Genomic DNA, 14,775 nt, shown 5'->3' with positions numbered 1-14,775 from the left:
CCTGGTTAGGCTGGGCACGTGCCCTGCGAGGACAGGGCCCCGGATCGACCACCAGGAGCGTGGACCATGAACGTTGCGACCCCGGCAGGCGGCGACGGCACGGTGTCCCGGTCCTGGCCCGGCATCCTGGAGGCGCTGCTCGGCGGACGGGACCTGGGCGCGGACGACACCGCCTGGGCCATGGACCGCATCATGCGCGGGGCCGCCACCGACGCCCAGATCGCCGGCTTCGCCGTGGCCCTGCGGGCCAAGGGCGAGACGGTCGCCGAGATCTCCGGCCTGGTACGGGCCATGTACGCGCACGCCAACCTCATCGAGGTGCCCGGCCCCAGCGTGGACATCGTCGGCACCGGCGGCGACGGCGCCAAGACGGTGAACATCTCGACGATGTCGTCGATCGTCGTGGCCGGGACGGGCGTGAAGGTCGTCAAGCACGGCAACCGGGCCGCGTCCTCCGCGAGCGGCGCCTCCGACGTCCTGGAGAAGCTCGGCGTCAACCTGGACCTCTCCCCGGAGCGGGTGGTGGAGGTGGCCCGCGAGGCCGGCATCACCTTCTGCTTCGCCGTGAAGTTCCACCCCGCGCTGCGGCACGTCGCCGCCGCCCGCCGCGAACTCGGCGTCCGGACGACGTTCAACGTCCTCGGCCCGCTCACCAACCCGGCCCGCGTCCGGGCCCAGGCCACCGGTGTCGCCGACGCGCGGATGGCGCCGATCCTGGCCGGTGTCCTCGCCGAACGGGGGTCGTCGGCGCTGGTGTTCCGGGGCGACGACGGGCTGGACGAGCTGACGACCACGGCCACGTCGCGGGTGTGGGTCGTACGGGATGGTGTGGTGCGGGAGGAGCACTTCGATCCGCGGGACGTGGGCATCGAGCTGGTGCCGGTGGAGGCACTGCGGGGCGCCGACGCGTCGTACAACGCGGATGTGGCGCGACGGGTGCTGGCGGGCGAGACCGGTCCCGTGCGGGACGCGGTGCTGCTGAACTCGGCGGCGGCGCTGGCGGCTCTGGAGCCGTCCGACGAGCCGCTCGCGGTGCGGATCGCGGCGGGGATGGCGCGGGCGGCGGAGTCGATCGACTCCGGCGCTGCGCGGGGGACGTTGGAGCGGTGGGTGCGGGTGAGCAACGGGGGGTGAGGGTGCCCCGGTCCCTCCCCCAGAGGGACCGGGGCACCACCCTCCGGACGTCAGCCGTCCGTATCACGGACCACGCTTTCCCCGCCGTGATCCGTTATGCCATACTCGCCGCCAGGTCACGAGTGACAGCGACACAGGCCCCGGCCCGCTGTCCGGCAACCCTCCGTCCGTGGCGGGGTGCCCCGGGTGATGACCGGGCCGCAGGCAGCGAGGTCTGCGGCAAGCGCGGATCCCTCGCCAGGGATCCTGGTCGTCGAGGGAGTTCCTTCCGTGATCCAGCGAATGCGCTAGGGCCGAGAGCCCCTTCTCCGCGCCCGCACGTTCCCCTTCTCCTGCGCCGCCGTGCCGCCGCGCAGTGATCTCGCCTGCCTGCCACGGGAGTTCGCCATGTCCTCCGCCGTTTCGGTCCCCGCCCCCACCGCCGTCGTCTCCGCCCCTGCCTCCGCCCCCGCGCCGTCCCTGCCGCTGCCCGTCCTCGGCCGGGACGTCCGCGTCCCCGTCGCCGGCGGTGGCGAAGTCCCCTACGCCGCCCTCGACTACGCGGCGAGCGCGCCCGCCCTGCAGCGGGTGTGGGACGACGTCGCCGCCTACGCGCCGTACTACGGCAGCGTGCACCGGGGGGCCGGGTACCTTTCGCAGCTCTCCACCGAGCTGTTCGAGAACAGCCGCGCGACCGTCGCCGCATTCCTCGGCTGCCGCCCCGACGACCAGGTGGTCTTCACCCGGTCCACCACCGACTCGCTCAACCTCCTCGCCGCCGCCCTGCCCGCCGGCACCCGGGTGTTCGTCTTCGAGACCGAGCACCACGCCGCCCTGCTGCCCTGGGCCCGCCGTGCCGAGACCGGCGAGACGCCCGTCACCTGGCTGGACGCGCCGCGCAGCCACGCGCAGACCGTCGAGACGCTGGAACGGGCGCTGGCCGCGCGGGAGCCGTACGGTCCCGCGCTGGTGTGCGTGACGGGCGCGTCCAACGTGACCGGCGAGGTCTGGCCCGTCCGTGAACTCGCCGCCGCCGCGCACGCGCACGGCGCCCGTATCGTCCTCGACGCGGCACAGCTCGCGCCGCACCGCGCGGTGGACATCGCCGAACTCGACGTCGACTGGGTCGCCTTCTCCGGCCACAAGCTGTACGCGCCGTTCGGCGCGGGGGTGTTGGCGGGGCGCGCGGACTGGCTGCGGGCGGCCGAGCCGTACCTCGCGGGCGGCGGCGCGACGCGCAGCGTGCGGCGGGACGCGTCCGGCGCGCCCGCCGTCGAGTGGTTCGACACCGTCGCGCGGCACGAGGCCGGGTCCCCCAACGTGATCGGCGCGCACGCCGTCGCCTCCGCGTGCCGCGCGCTGAGCGAGGCCGGTTTCGAGCGACTCGCCGCCCGGGAGGATGTGCTGCTCAGGCGCCTTCGGGAGGGGCTCGCCGCGGTGCCGGGGGTCCGGGTGCTGTCCCTGTTCGGGGAGGACGCGCCGCGGGTGGGGGTGGTGTCGTTCGTCGTGGACGGGTGGGAGAGTTCGGCGTTCGCCGCGGCGCTCTCGGCGGAGTACGGGATCGGGGTGCGCGACGGTCTCTTCTGCGCGCATCCGTTGGTGCGGGCTCTCCTTGCGGAGGGCTCGGCCGTGCGGGTGAGCTTTGGCGTTGGGACGCCGGATGAGCACATCGAGCGGTTTGTGCGGGCGGTGGGGGAGTTGGTGCGGCGCGGGGTTTGAGCCCCGGCCCCGCCCTTTCACCGTTTCTTGCGGGGGCGAGCCCCCCCACCCCCGCAACCGCGCTCCGCGCGGTTGTCCTCAAACGCCGGACAGGCTGGAGTGGGCGCCCTATTCAGCCCGTTGGGGGTGCCCCCTCTGGGGGAGTTTGAGGACGAGCGGCGAAGCCGCGAAAAAGGGGGTCTGGGGCGCAGCCCCAGGAAGCGGCGAAGGGGTGGGACCGGGGCATCCCCCCGCCGCAGGCGCCCCGCGTGAGCGCCTAGCTGTCCAGCCCGATCGCGAACGCCGCCTCCAGATCATGCTGCGAATACGTGCGGAACGCGATGTGCGTCTCGGTCGACGCCACCCCGGGCACCTTGCTGATCCGCCCCGGAATGACCTCCGCCAGATCATCGTGCCGAGCCACCCGCACCATCGCGATGAGGTCGTACGCCCCGGTCACGGAGAACACCTCGCTCACCCCCTCCAGCGCCGCGATCTGTTCGGCGATCTCGGGGATCCGGTCCACGTCGGTCTTGATGAGCACGATCGAGGTGATCACGTCGGTTTGTCTCCTTCGGTGGACCCGGCCGCGTCGTTCACGGGGGATTTCACTCTAACCGGCCGTTCCCGGCACACCCATGCGAAGCCGAAGCCGAGGGCGAAGCCCATGACGTGGGCGAGGTAGGCGACTCCGGGGCGGTCGTCGGGGGCGCCGACGCCGGGCCACTGGAGGGCGAACCAGAAGAGGAGGACGGCCCAGGCGGGGAAGCGCAGCGGGAGGAAGAAGAGGAACGGGAAGAGGCTGGTCACCCGGGCTCGGGGGAAGAGATGCAGGAAGGCCCCGAGGATCCCGGAGATCGCCCCGGAGGCGCCGACCAGCGACTGGGCGGATCCGGCGTGCACGGCGGCGTAGCCGAGCAGGGCGAGGAAGCCGGTGGTGACGTAGCACAGGGCGAACGAGAGGCGGCCCATGCGCTCCTCGGTCATCGCCCCGAAGACGTGGAGGAAGAGCATGTTGCCGAGCAGATGCAGCCAGTTGCCGTGCACGAACAGGGCGGTGAACGGGGTGGCGAGCGACCCCGGCAGCCCGTGCCAGAGCTCGTCCGGCACCACGCCCCACCGCTCGAAGTAGGCGGTCTGCGCGGCGATCAGGTCGGCGCCGGTGCCGTACGAGGGATCGAGGCCGGACGCCGGACCGATCAGGAAGACCGCGCAGCAGGTGGCCAGAACGGTACGGGTGACCCAGGGGGTGCGGGGCCGGTCCCGCCGCACTGCCTTTACGATCATGGGCAGATCATGGCGTACCAGGGCAAGCGGTACGGAGAGCCTCGCCGGTCGCTCCGGCTCGTGCCGGTCCCAACCCGCCACGGGGCGGGCAGGCCGTAGGGTTACGACGAACGCCCCGCACCCCGCACGCCACGAACAGGACGGACGGCACCATGGACGTTCCCCGGCCGACCGCCACCGCCCGGTGGCGCCGCACCCCGTGCGGGCACCCCCCACGCCCCCGCGTGAGCCGTCCGGCCGGGGCGGGACGGGAAGCGGGGCCGGAGACCGGGCCGGTGGACCGTCCGGGGACGAGCTGAGGAACGGAGCGGACACGCGTGGTGGAGCACACGGACGGCGAGGAGACGGCCGGTGACGACGACGGCCGGGCCGACGGCGTCGGCGAGGTGCTCGACCGCCCGTTGCCCGAGGGCATCCGGCGCCGTGTCATCGGACTCGTCGCCGACGCGTTCGGCGGACTGACGGTCGCCGAACTCCCCGCGCAGCTCCGCCAGTACGCCCGGTTCACCCCCGCGCGCCGGGCCAAGTTCGCGGGCAACGCCATGGCCGCGGCCGTCGAGACGGACACCGCGTTCCGGCAGCGGATCTCCGCCCGGCTGCGGGAGACCGGCTCCGAGCTGGCCCGCGCCCTGGAGGCCGGTTCGCCGCCCGCCGCCGCCGACCCCGAGGACGTCGCGGCCATGGCCTTCGTGCTGCGCCCGCCGGGCTGGGTGAAGCTGGTCACCGCCGCCGGCGAGGAGGCACAGCGGGCCAGCGCCGAACGGGCCGGCGAGGAGGCCCAGCGCGAACTGCGGCAGCTCCGCGAGGAGCTCGCCCGGGTGCGCGACGAGGCCCGTACCGAGGCCGACCGGGCCCGCGCCGAGCTGGAGGCCGTCCGCAAGGAGGGCGAGGGCCTGCACCGCAAGCTGCGCAGCGCCCTCAACGACGTACGCCGCGGCGAGGCGGCGCTCCGCAAGGCGCACGCCGAGCTGGAGTCGCTGCGTACCGAGGCCGCCGCCGAACTGGCCGCCGCCCTGGGCGAGACCCGGCGCGTCAAGGCCCGGCTCGCGGAGGCCGAGTCCGCCCTGGAAGCGAGCCGCCGGGCGGTCCGCGAGGGGCGCAGCGTCGAGGACATGCGGCTGCGGCTGCTGCTCGACACCGTCCTCGACGCCGCCCAGGGGCTGCGCCGCGAACTGGCCCTGCCCCCCACCTCCGTGCACCCCGCCGACCTCGTGGACGCGGTGGAGCCCGGGCGGATGACGCCCAAGGACATCGCGGCGCGCGCCCTGTCCGAGACCGATCCCGCCCTGCTGGACCAACTGCTCGCCCTGCCGCAGGCGCATCTGGTGGTCGACGGCTACAACGTCACCAAGACCGGCTATCCGACGATGCCGTTGGACAAGCAGCGGCTGCGGCTGCTCGGCGGTCTGTCCATGCTCGCCGCCCAGACCGGCGCCGAGATGACGTGCGTCTTCGACGGCGCCGAACTGGCCGCCCCGGTGCTGCTCGCGCCGCCGCGCGGGGTGCGGGTGCTCTTCAGCAAGCCCGGGGTGACGGCGGACGAGCTGATCCGTCAGCTTGTCCGGGCCGAGCCGCCCGGGCGGCCCGTGGTGGTCGTGTCCACCGACCGGGAGGTGGCCGACGGGGTCGCCAAGGTGGGGGCTCGGCCGGTGGCTTCGGCGTTGCTGCTGCGGCGGCTGGCGCGGACCTGAGCCCCGGTCCCGCTGAAGGGTCAGCCCGTCCGGCGTTTGAGGACGAGCGGCGGAGCCGCGAAAGCGGGGGTCTGGGGGCGCAGCGCCCAGGAAACGGTGAAAGGGCGGGACCGGGGCACCCCCCCACGTCAACAACGTGAAAGCTGAGCAACGATTTCCCTCAGGGGATTTGAACCGATCATATGAGGTCACTAAGGTCTGGCCTCGAACCTTCGCGCGGTGATCATCCAGTCCGGATGACGTGAAGTGTCCCGCCGTGCCCAACCGCGCGCCAGCGCGCCCGCGGCGGCCGAGGAGAAAAGGAGCTCGACTCCGTGGCGTCCCACCGTCGTCCCAAACAGCCGAGCCGTACTCGGGTGACCGTCCTCACCGCGACCGCCGCCGCAGCCGTCGCCCTCTCCGCCCAGGCGGCCTCCGCCGACCCGGGCGCCAAGCCGACCCGCAGCGAGGCCAAGGAGAAGGTCGACCGGCTCTACGAGCAGGCGGAGCAGGCCACCGAGAAGTACAACGGGGCCAAGCAGCGGCAGGAGAAGCTCGAGAAGGAGGCCGGCGAACTCCAGGACCGCGTCGCGCGCGGCCAGGAGGAGGTCAACAAGCTCCGCGACGGGCTCGGCGCGGTGGCCACCGCCCAGTACCGCTCCGGCTCGGTGGACCCCTCCCTCCAACTGCTGCTCTCCTCCGACCCAGACACCTACCTGGAGCGGGCGTCCACGCTCAACCAGGTCAGTGCCAAGCAGGCGGAGGCGCTCCGGCAGATCGCCACCAAGCAGCGCGCCCTGAAGCAGCAGCGCGAGGAGGCCGCGGGCAAGCTCGCCGACCTGGAGTCCACCCGCAAGGCGCTGGGCGAGCGCAAGGCCGAGGTGCAGGGCAAGCTCGCCGAGGCGCAGGACGTCCTCAACTCCCTGACGGAGAAGGAGCGCGCCGCGATCGCCGCCGCCGAGAAGGAGGAGGCCGCCAAGGCCGCCGCCAAGGCGGGCTCGGGCGAGGACGGCTCGGGCGCGAACGGCTCCAAGGGCGGCTCGAAGGACGGCGGTTCGGGGCAGACCGGCAACGGCGGCAAGGCCGTCCCGGGCTCCGGCCGGGCGGGCGCCGCGCTCGCCGCCGCGCAGTCGAAGATAGGGTCCCCGTACGTCTGGGGCGCGACCGGCCCGAGCTCCTTCGACTGCTCCGGGCTGACCTCCTGGGCCTACGCCCAGGCCGGCGTCACGCTCGACCGCACGTCGGAGGCGCAGGCCAACGACGGCACCCGGATCTACGACCAGAGCCAGCTCCAGCCCGGCGACCTGGTCATCTTCTACGGCGACATGCACCACGTGGGCCTGTACGCCGGCAACGGGCAGGTGCTGCACGCGCCGCGCACCGGCACCGTCGTCCGCTACGAGGCGATGAGCAACATGCCGTTCCAGTTCGGCGTGCGCGTGGGCTGACCGGGCGCGGAGTGGCCGCCTTACCCGACTGCCCTTCGGTTCCACCGTTAAGCCGTTCGGCCCTGCCAATCCACCCGTTCGGGTGGTGTCGCACCGCCCGCGGAGGCTTCGACGCCCCGCCCATGACCTGCGTCTTGGGCGGGGCGTCCGGCGTTCTCCGAGGACGCGCCCGGATTCCACACTCCGTAGCGGTCTTTGAACGGAGAGTGAGCGAGCCGCTACTGTCTGCCGCCGGCGCGGTGCCCCCGCAGTCGTCCGCCCACCCGGGCGGCAGGGGGCCGGCAGGGGGCCGCGCGAGCGAAGGGAGTACGGCAGCACGTGGCGTCCCACCGCCGATCCACGCCCTCCGGTCTCGCCCGGACCGTCCGGGTCACCGTCCTGTCCGCCGCCGTGGCCACCGCGGCGGCCGCGTTCTCGCCGTCCGCCGCCGCCCGTCCCGGCGGCCCCGCCGACCCCGCCGGTGCCGCGGGGGGTGCCGGGGGCGCCGGTTCGTTCGGTTCGTCCGGCTCGGTGAGGGAGCGGCTGGACCGGCTCTACCGGCAGGCCGAGCGGGCCACCGAGCAGTACAACGCCGCCGGCGAACGGGCCGGCGCCCTGCGGCGGAAGGTCGAGCAGGCCGCCGACCGGGTCGCCCGCGGCCAGGAGACGGTCAACCGGATGCGCAACGCCCTCGGGACGGTCGCCGCCGCCCAGTACCGCGACGGTCTCGTGGACCCCGCCCTCCGCCTGCTGCTCTCCTCCGAGCCCGACCGCTACCTCGACCGGGCCTCCGCCCTCGCACGCGTCACCGGCCGGCAGACCGAACGGCTGCACGCCCTGCTCGCCGCCCAGCGCGCGCTCGGCCAGGAGCGGCTGGAGGCCGCTCGGGCCCTCGCCGAACTGGAGGACAGCCGCCGGGCCGTCGCCCGCCACAAGCACGAGGTCGAGGGCAGGCTCGCCGCCGCCCGCCGGCTCCTCAACACCCTGCCGGACGGCGAACGGGCCCGGTACGCCCGCGCCTCGCGCTCGGCGGGCGGGTCCCGGGCCGGCTTCCTGTTCTCGGGGCCCCCGCCGTACCCGGCGTCGGGCGGGGACTCCGGGTTCTCCGACGCCGGTTCCGCGCGCGGGGCCGCCGCCGCGCGGGCCGCCCGTTCGGCCGTCGGCTCCCCCTACGCATGGGGCGCGAGCGGCCCGTTCGCGTTCGACTGCTCCGGGCTGACGCAGTGGGCCTACGGCCGGGCGGGCGTCGGCCTGCCGCGCACCTCCCAGGCCCAGCGGAACGCCGGCCGGCACGTCCCGCTCTCCGAGGCCCGCCCCGGCGACCTCGTCATCTACCGGGACGACGCGAGCCACGTCGGCATGTACGTCGGCGACGGACAGGTGGTGCACGCGCCGTACCCGGGGGCGCGGGTGCGGTACGACCGGGCGGACATGATGCCGATCTCGTCGATCACGCGGCCGTGAGGGGTGCTCGCCCGGCTCGCCCCGCTCACCGCGCGTGGCCCCGCCGCCCCTTCCCCTCGCCCCGCCCGGGGTGACCGTCCGGCCGGCTCGTACGATGCGGGCCATGGACGGCCCCACGACACGACCGCGCGGCGGACGCCGGGCGGCGCTGCGCTTCCTGGCCGTCGTACTGATCGCCCTGCCGGCCCTCACCGGCTGCGGGGCCGGGCCCGTCGACGGCGCGGCCGTCCGCGACACCGACGCCGTACGGCGCCTGCTCGACGGCTGGGCGAAGGCCCTGCGCGACCGCGACGAGGGCGCGTACCTCGCCGCCGTCGATCCCGGCGAGCGCGCCTACCGGGACCGCCGGCGCCAGGTCTTCGCCAACCTCGCCGACGTGCCGCTCGCCTCCTGGGAGTACGGCGCCGTCCGCACCGGCGGCTCCACCCCCGTCCCCGGCGACGGCCACCGGGTCGCCGCCGAGGCCGAACTCCGTTACCGGCTGGCCGGTTACGACGCCGCGCCGGTCTCCGTCCCGGTCCGGCTGACGGCCGTCCGGCGCTCCGGGCGCTGGTACGTGGCGGGGGACGACACCGCGTCCGGCGACCGCCAGCTCTGGGAACAGGGCCGGGTCACCGCCGTCCGGGGCCGGCACAGCCTCGTCCTCGGCGCGGGCCGGGAACCGGCCGCGCTGCGGGCCCTGTCCGGCCTGGCCGACGCGGCGGTGCCCGCCGTGGCCGCCGCCTGGCCGGACGACGGCCGTCCCGGGCGGCTCGTCGTCGAGATGCCGGCCTCGCTGGAGCGGATGGGCGCCCTGCTCGGCGCGCCGCCCTCCGACTACCGGGGCATCGCCGCGGTGACCACCACGGCGGGGGAGAAGGGCGGCGGCGGTCCCGTCCCCGCCGGGCGGATCGTCGTCAACCCCGAGGCGTACGGCGCCCTCAGCCCGTTCGGCCGCCGGGCCGTCCTCACCCACGAGGCCACCCACGTCGCCACCCGCGCCCGTACCACCGACACCACTCCCATGTGGCTCTCCGAGGGCTTCGCCGACTGGGTCGCCTACCGCACCGCCGACCGCGCCCCGGCCGCGATCGCCCCCGAACTGACCCGCGCGGTCACCGCCGGCCGCCCCCCGGACCGCCTCCCCGCCGACGCCGACTTCCGTTTCACCGGCGGCGCCGACCGCCTGGCCCGCGCCTACGAGGGCGCCTGGCTCGCCTGCCGGATGGTGGCGGAACGGTGGGGCGAACGGAAACTCGTCGCCTTCTACCGGGCGGCCGGCACGGGCTCGGTGGAGAAGGCGGCGCGAGAGGTCCTGGGGACGGGGGAGCGGGAACTCACGGCGGAGTGGCGGGGGTACGTGCGGAAGGTACTGCGCTGAGGCGTCCGCCGACGGGCCGAGCGACGAACCGGCCGTCGATCGCGCCGGGACCGAAGCCCCGGGAACGCACGCCCCGAGCCCCCGGCCGGTCTCGCGTACGCGGTGCTCATGGGCGGATGCGGAGGTGGGTCAGGCCGGTGGTGTGGCGGATGCCGGGGCCGATCGCGCAGTCCGTGGGGAGGGTGGCCGGGAGGGTCTGGATGGTCTTCTCCGCTGTGGCGCCCCTGCCGCGGCCGGCGATGACCTCGCCCCTGAGGAAGGCGGTGTTGAGGCCCGCGACGCGGACCGAGGGGCCGGCCTCGTAGCGGATGACGGTCGTCGTGCCGTCCGAGCGGCGCAGGACCTCCTTGGAGTGGTTCCAGGAGAGGAGGAGGCAGCCGCCCCCGGTCTCGCCCTCGGTGTGGTACGTGGCCGTGCTGCCGTGGCCCGAGGCGTCCGTGCAGTGGTACGTCCCGTCGACGGAGACCTTGGCGGAGGCGGCGGACGACAGGCCGAGCCCCGGTCCGTAGGTGATGTTCTCCTGGCCCGTGCAGTCCATGGCGGTGCGTTCTCGTTCCCGCGGGTGCTCCCCGGCCTGGGCCGCGGGGACGCCGGCGGCGGCTGACGTCAGCAGGGTGAGAGAGGCCAGGGTGATTCCCGCGCCACGGCTGCCGATCACGATGCGTCCCTTCGTAGCCCGAACCACGGTGTCCCGACGCGGCTTGGATACCCCCTGGCATCGTCGGCCGCACCGCTTCCTCGGACGGTCAGAGGTGACACCGGCTCCTCACGCCCCGGTGCGCGCTCTCGCGCCCGCCGCACGCCCTGCCCCGGAGCGGCCCGGCGGCGTCACCGTGGACCGTCACGGGGCCGGACCGCCAAGGGAGTTGCCGATGAGTGACGCGCGCTCGACGGCGCCCCGGGTGGCCTCCGTGACGGTGGCCGCGCCGCCCTACCGGCACCGACAGGCGGAGATCGTCGCCGTGTTCGCCGACGCCTTCCTGGGCGCCGACGCGGCGGTGCGCCGCAAGTTCGTCGGCCTCGCGGCCCACTCCGGCATCGAGCACCGCAACCTGTCCCTGCCGCTGGCCGAGTACCGCGAGCCGCGCGACTTCACCGCGTTCAACCGGACCTGGGCCGCCGTGGCCGGTGACGTCGGGCAGCGGGCCCTGGACCGCGCCCTCCGGGCGGCGCGGGTCGCCCCCGACGAGGTCGGGGCCATCGTCACGACCACGACCACCGGCGCGTCGGTCCCGTCGTTCGACGCCGGACTCGTCCGGCGCGTGGGCCTCCCACGGGACGTGGTCCGGATGCCCCTGTTCGGCCTGGGCTGCGCGGGCGGCGCCGCCGGGCTGGCGCGGGCGCGCGACCATCTGCGCGGCCACCCCGACCAGGTCGCCGTCCTGGTCTCCGTCGAGCTGTGCTCGCTCAACTTCCAGCGCACCGGCACCTCGGTGGACAACCTGGTGGCCACCGGCCTGTTCGGCGACGGCGGGGCGGCCGTCGTGCTCCTCGGCGCCCGACGGGCGGAGCGGGTCGCGGGGCCCGAGTTGGTCGCCACCCGCAGTTGCCTGCACCCGGGCACCGAGCATCTGATGGGCATGCGCCTGGGGACCGACGGGTTCGCGGTCTTCCTGGCCCCCGACGTCCCGGACGCCGCCGAGAAGCACCTGCCCGGCGAAGTGCGCGACTTCCTGGCCCGGCACCGGCTGACCACCGCGGACATCACCGTCTGGATCTGCCACCCCGGCGGCCTGAAGGTACTCGCAGCCCTGGAACGCTCCCTCACCCCGCCGGCCGGCGCCTTCGCCCACAGCCGCGCCTCGCTGGCCGCCCGCGGCAACATCTCCTCCGCCGCCGTCCTGGACGTCCTGCACCGCACCCTGACCGCCCCCGCCGGCCCGCCCGCCCCCGGCTCACACGGCCTGCTGCTCGCCCTGGGCCCGGGGCTCACCACGGAACTGGCGCTGCTGCGCTGGCCGGAGTCCCGTCACTCCTGAACGCTCGCGACGAACGCGGACCAGGCGGGGGCCGGGAAGAACAGGGCTCGCTTGGCCGGGTGCTTACTGTCGCGGACGGGGGTGATTCCGGACGGGGCGTACGCGGGTGCCCATTCGAGGCATTCGCCGCCGTTCCCCTCGCAGTAGGTCGACTTTTTCCACGTTGTGGGGGTGAGGTCGGCAGTGGTGTTCATCATGGGCCCCCTGCTCAGAGTGACTTGATGCTTGTGATGAAGGAGGACCAGGCGGAGGCGGGAAAGGCCAGCGCTTGCCCGGTCGGGCATTTACTGTCCCGTATCGGGACGACGCCGGATGAGGTGTACGCGGGGGCCCATTCGACGCAGGTTCCGCCGTTTCCCTCGCTGTGGCTGGACTTTATCCATATGGCTCGGGTGAGGTCTGGTGCGCGTTTCATCGTCGTACGCCTCCATGACGTGCTGAATCAGGGACAGGGAGTCGGGGAGGGACAGGGCGTTCGCACGCAGTCTCTCGTACGTCGTACGTGCTTCGGTGACGACCACGGGTGAGTCGTACACGTGGCCCTTGACGTAGCTCTCGGCGAAAAGCACTTCGGTTCCGTCTCGTTGGCGCAGCAGGATGAACGGTGTCTTTCTGGCCGGAGTACCGCTGAGCGGAAAAACCTGCACCGTGATGCGTGGATGTTCGGCAAGCGCTGCGAGATGTCGCAGCTGTTCCCGCATGACATGTGGACCGCCCGTAGCGGACCACAACGTCGCCTCGTGCACGATGACCCAGAAGTTCGGCGGTTCGGGCGATTCGAAGACTTCTCTGCGCCGCATGCGGTCGTCGACACGCTGCCGGATGTGGTCCGCCGAGTCGTCGGGGCGGGTTGCCCGGAACACGGCCTCGGCGTATCGAGGAGTTTGCAGGATGCCCGCGATCACGCCAGGCGAGTAGTCGCAGACGGAAACCGACTGGCGCTCCAACTGCAGGTATGGGATCAGCCACGTCGGCGACCCCGCGTCCGCCGCCCGCTGTCGCATGCGTGCGTACGTGCCCGGCGTGCCGAAGACGCGGTCGCACTGGATCGCGAAGGCCGCCGACGCGAGCTGCTCGCCGCGTTCGACCTTGCTGACGTACGGCTGGCCGCAGTGCAGTGCCTCGGCGAGCTGCTCCTGGGTCCAGCCGCGTGCCTCGCGGGCGGCCTTGATCTCCTCGCCGAACTCGCGGGCGGGGGAGATCGGTTCGCCGGGCGAACGGTCGAGCATATGTTCAACTCCCCTTATTCCAACTGCCTTTGGAATCCAGAACGACCTGTTCAGGCGGGCCGTGGAGGTGGAGTCTAAGCCTCACGGTTGATGCCCGCTCGCGCAGAGCGGAACACCATGAAGGGTCGAACACATGGAGCAGTCGAAGGCCGCCTACCGGCCCGGCGCGTGGCTGACGGACACGCGGCGGGGGAAGGTCGGGCAGGTGACGGGCCACTGGGGGCCGAAGGTGCGGTTGCGGCCGCCCGGGGGTGGGCGGGAGTGGGAGGCCGAGCCGGGGCGGGTGCGGCCGGCGACGTTGGAGGAGCGGGAGCGGGCGGGTGTGCCGGGCTGGGCGTTCGCCGTCACCGGCGGCAACCGGGAGGACGACGCGTGAGCCCGCGGTCGTTCCCGCCGCCCATGTGGGACCCGCCGCCCCTGCCGCCGACGCCGCACGGCAGCGGGCCGTTGGCGAACCCCGCGCCGCACGAGTGCGGGATGTGCCGGTGGTACACCGCCGCCGAGTCCGCGGCCCGGCAGCGCGGGGACGCGGAGGCGGCGGAGGTGTACCGGCGGAGGCGGGCCGGGCATCAAGGGCAGTATCCGCACCGGCGGCCGGAGCGGCGGGTCTGATCCCGCACGCCCGATCCGGTGCCTCAGGATTCCCCGCGGTGGGCCTCCGGTTCCGCGATCTCCTCCGACCAGTCCGTGCCCAGCGCCGTGGCGAGGCGGTGCAGTGCCGCCTCGGTGCGGCCGTAGAAGGCGAGTTCCGTGTCGCCGTAGCCGGTGTTGTGGAGGGCGATGACGTCCGGGCCGCCCAGGAACTCCGTACGGGCGCCCAGTTCGCGCCAGGGCAGCAGGCCCATCGGGCGCAGCACCTCGCGGAGGCGGGCCGTGGACTCCGGGGTCAGTTCGGGTTCCTCCACCGTCCAGCCGTAGTGGTCGGGGAGGCGGACGGCCGCCAGCGCGAGGAAGAACTCCGAGACGGAATGGCTCTGGAGGGTCCACTCGCGGTCCTCGACGGTCACCAGGACCGGCGGGTCGACGAGGTGGGCGCGGGCCGCCGGGTAGCCCCACTCGTTGCAGAACTGGTCCTCGGCCATCAGCACGCAGACGCGAGGGTCCTCGTCCGGGCCGGTGAACGGGTTGTCGCGCGGCAGGCCGCCGGCGACGCCGTACCCCGTCGGGTCGGGGCGGACGGTGGGCGGCCAGACCGGGTTGGTCCAGTAGAGGCGCCAGCGGTCGGCGAAGGAGTTGAACGGCAGGTCCCACCACTCGTCCAGGGCGGCGGGTATGGGGAGGAGGCGGTCGACGTCGTCCGGCTCGGGCTCGCCCTCGGGCGCGGCGGGGCGCAGGCCGGTCACGTACTCCTTGTGCGCGTCCGGCTCGTCGCGCTCCCAGCGGGCGCCGCCGGTCGGCTCGTACCCCCACTCCTCCTGGAACGCGCGCAGCAGCTCCCAGCGGGCGGCGCTGCCGGCCGGTTCCGTCGCCGCCACCCGCCGGGCCACCTCCAGGCGTTCCCCGAAGCGGCCGTAATCGATCTCCGTCGTGATCTTTTCCACGGCGGGG

Annotated in this window: 15 protein-coding genes, 1 pseudogene and 1 riboswitch; of the genes and pseudogenes, 9 read left to right on the top strand and 7 right to left on the bottom strand. The window is 74.1% G+C overall.

Annotated elements, in window-relative coordinates; all coding sequences use genetic code 11:
* Nucleotides 1–66: 66 nt before the first annotated feature.
* Both trpD and J7W19_RS08500 read left to right on the top strand, forming a co-directional pair.
* Nucleotides 67–1,134, top strand: coding sequence for an anthranilate phosphoribosyltransferase (gene trpD / locus J7W19_RS08505; protein WP_152264353.1), 1,068 nt, complete (start codon nucleotides 67–69; stop codon nucleotides 1,132–1,134).
* Nucleotides 1,135–1,248: 114 nt separating this feature from the next.
* Nucleotides 1,249–1,366: riboswitch (SAM riboswitch) on the top strand.
* A 155-nt stretch (nucleotides 1,367–1,521) separates the two neighbouring features.
* Nucleotides 1,522–2,832 (top strand): aminotransferase class V-fold PLP-dependent enzyme, encoded by a 1,311-nt coding sequence (locus J7W19_RS08500; protein ID WP_004956447.1) that lies wholly within the window; start codon nucleotides 1,522–1,524, stop codon nucleotides 2,830–2,832.
* 256 nt (nucleotides 2,833–3,088) lie between these two features.
* On the opposite strand, the gene J7W19_RS08495 is transcribed toward J7W19_RS08500, so the two are convergent.
* Both J7W19_RS08495 and J7W19_RS08490 read right to left on the bottom strand, forming a co-directional pair.
* The gene (locus J7W19_RS08495; protein WP_004949419.1) at nucleotides 3,089–3,370 is read right to left on the bottom strand and encodes an Lrp/AsnC family transcriptional regulator; all 282 of its coding nucleotides are present in this window, start codon (nucleotides 3,368–3,370) and stop codon (nucleotides 3,089–3,091) included.
* A complete protein-coding gene (locus tag J7W19_RS08490; RefSeq protein WP_040891205.1) occupies nucleotides 3,367–4,098 on the bottom strand; it encodes a rhomboid family intramembrane serine protease in 732 nt (243 codons plus the stop codon). The genes J7W19_RS08495 and J7W19_RS08490 overlap by 4 nt, the downstream gene beginning before the upstream one ends.
* Nucleotides 4,099–4,418: 320 nt before the next feature.
* On the opposite strand from J7W19_RS08490, the gene J7W19_RS08485 reads away from it, so the two are divergent.
* The 4 genes from J7W19_RS08485 to J7W19_RS08470 all read left to right on the top strand — a co-directional run bounded on the left by J7W19_RS08485 (nucleotide 4,419) and on the right by J7W19_RS08470 (nucleotide 10,019).
* Nucleotides 4,419–5,789, top strand: a complete 1,371-nt coding sequence (locus J7W19_RS08485) for an NYN domain-containing protein (RefSeq protein WP_086025262.1) — start codon at nucleotides 4,419–4,421, stop codon at nucleotides 5,787–5,789.
* A gap of 314 nt (nucleotides 5,790–6,103) precedes the next feature.
* The gene (locus J7W19_RS08480; RefSeq protein WP_040891207.1) at nucleotides 6,104–7,216 is read left to right on the top strand and encodes a C40 family peptidase; all 1,113 of its coding nucleotides are present in this window, start codon (nucleotides 6,104–6,106) and stop codon (nucleotides 7,214–7,216) included.
* A gap of 318 nt (nucleotides 7,217–7,534) precedes the next feature.
* Nucleotides 7,535–8,659: a C40 family peptidase gene (locus J7W19_RS08475; protein WP_004949427.1), complete on the top strand. Its 1,125-nt coding sequence runs from the start codon at nucleotides 7,535–7,537 to the stop codon at nucleotides 8,657–8,659.
* A gap of 94 nt (nucleotides 8,660–8,753) precedes the next feature.
* Nucleotides 8,754–10,019 (top strand): hypothetical protein, encoded by a 1,266-nt coding sequence (locus J7W19_RS08470; protein WP_004949429.1) that lies wholly within the window; start codon nucleotides 8,754–8,756, stop codon nucleotides 10,017–10,019.
* Between the two features lie 106 nt (nucleotides 10,020–10,125).
* On the opposite strand, the gene J7W19_RS08465 is transcribed toward J7W19_RS08470, so the two are convergent.
* On the bottom strand, nucleotides 10,126–10,677 hold the full coding sequence (locus J7W19_RS08465; RefSeq protein ID WP_004949431.1) for a hypothetical protein: 552 nt from the start codon (nucleotides 10,675–10,677) through the stop codon (nucleotides 10,126–10,128).
* Between the two features lie 214 nt (nucleotides 10,678–10,891).
* Between J7W19_RS08465 and J7W19_RS08460 the strand changes: the two genes are divergently transcribed.
* The gene (locus tag J7W19_RS08460) at nucleotides 10,892–11,998 is read left to right on the top strand and encodes a type III polyketide synthase (protein WP_004949433.1); all 1,107 of its coding nucleotides are present in this window, start codon (nucleotides 10,892–10,894) and stop codon (nucleotides 11,996–11,998) included.
* On the opposite strand, the gene J7W19_RS08455 is transcribed toward J7W19_RS08460, so the two are convergent.
* The 3 genes and pseudogenes from J7W19_RS08455 to J7W19_RS08445 form a co-directional block, all read right to left on the bottom strand.
* The gene (locus tag J7W19_RS08455; protein WP_004949435.1) at nucleotides 11,989–12,195 is read right to left on the bottom strand and encodes a DUF397 domain-containing protein; all 207 of its coding nucleotides are present in this window, start codon (nucleotides 12,193–12,195) and stop codon (nucleotides 11,989–11,991) included. The two genes, J7W19_RS08460 and J7W19_RS08455, sit on opposite strands and share 10 nt — an antisense overlap.
* Before the next feature lie 11 nt (nucleotides 12,196–12,206).
* Nucleotides 12,207–12,320: pseudogene (locus tag J7W19_RS33640) on the bottom strand (DUF397 domain-containing protein); the annotation flags it as partial.
* On the bottom strand, nucleotides 12,283–13,227 hold the full coding sequence (locus tag J7W19_RS08445) for a helix-turn-helix domain-containing protein (RefSeq protein WP_004949437.1): 945 nt from the start codon (nucleotides 13,225–13,227) through the stop codon (nucleotides 12,283–12,285). The pseudogene J7W19_RS33640 and the gene J7W19_RS08445, both read right to left, overlap by 38 nt.
* Nucleotides 13,228–13,360: 133 nt before the next feature.
* Here J7W19_RS08445 and J7W19_RS08440 point away from each other — a divergent pair, with 133 nt between their 5' ends.
* Nucleotides 13,361–13,603, top strand: a complete 243-nt coding sequence (locus J7W19_RS08440; RefSeq protein ID WP_004949440.1) for a hypothetical protein — start codon at nucleotides 13,361–13,363, stop codon at nucleotides 13,601–13,603.
* Nucleotides 13,600–13,839, top strand: a complete 240-nt coding sequence (locus J7W19_RS08435; protein ID WP_004949443.1) for a hypothetical protein — start codon at nucleotides 13,600–13,602, stop codon at nucleotides 13,837–13,839. The genes J7W19_RS08440 and J7W19_RS08435 overlap by 4 nt, the downstream gene beginning before the upstream one ends.
* A 23-nt stretch (nucleotides 13,840–13,862) precedes the next feature.
* On the opposite strand, the gene J7W19_RS08430 is transcribed toward J7W19_RS08435, so the two are convergent.
* On the bottom strand, nucleotides 13,863–14,768 hold the full coding sequence (locus J7W19_RS08430; RefSeq protein ID WP_004949444.1) for a hypothetical protein: 906 nt from the start codon (nucleotides 14,766–14,768) through the stop codon (nucleotides 13,863–13,865).
* Nucleotides 14,769–14,775 lie beyond the last annotated feature (7 nt).

The organism is Streptomyces mobaraensis NBRC 13819 = DSM 40847 (assembly GCF_017916255.1).
In the GTDB taxonomy this organism is placed as follows: domain Bacteria; phylum Actinomycetota; class Actinomycetes; order Streptomycetales; family Streptomycetaceae; genus Streptomyces; species Streptomyces mobaraensis.
Note: the sequence above shows the minus strand (reverse complement) of the source record. Positions and strands in the feature narration are given on the sequence as shown.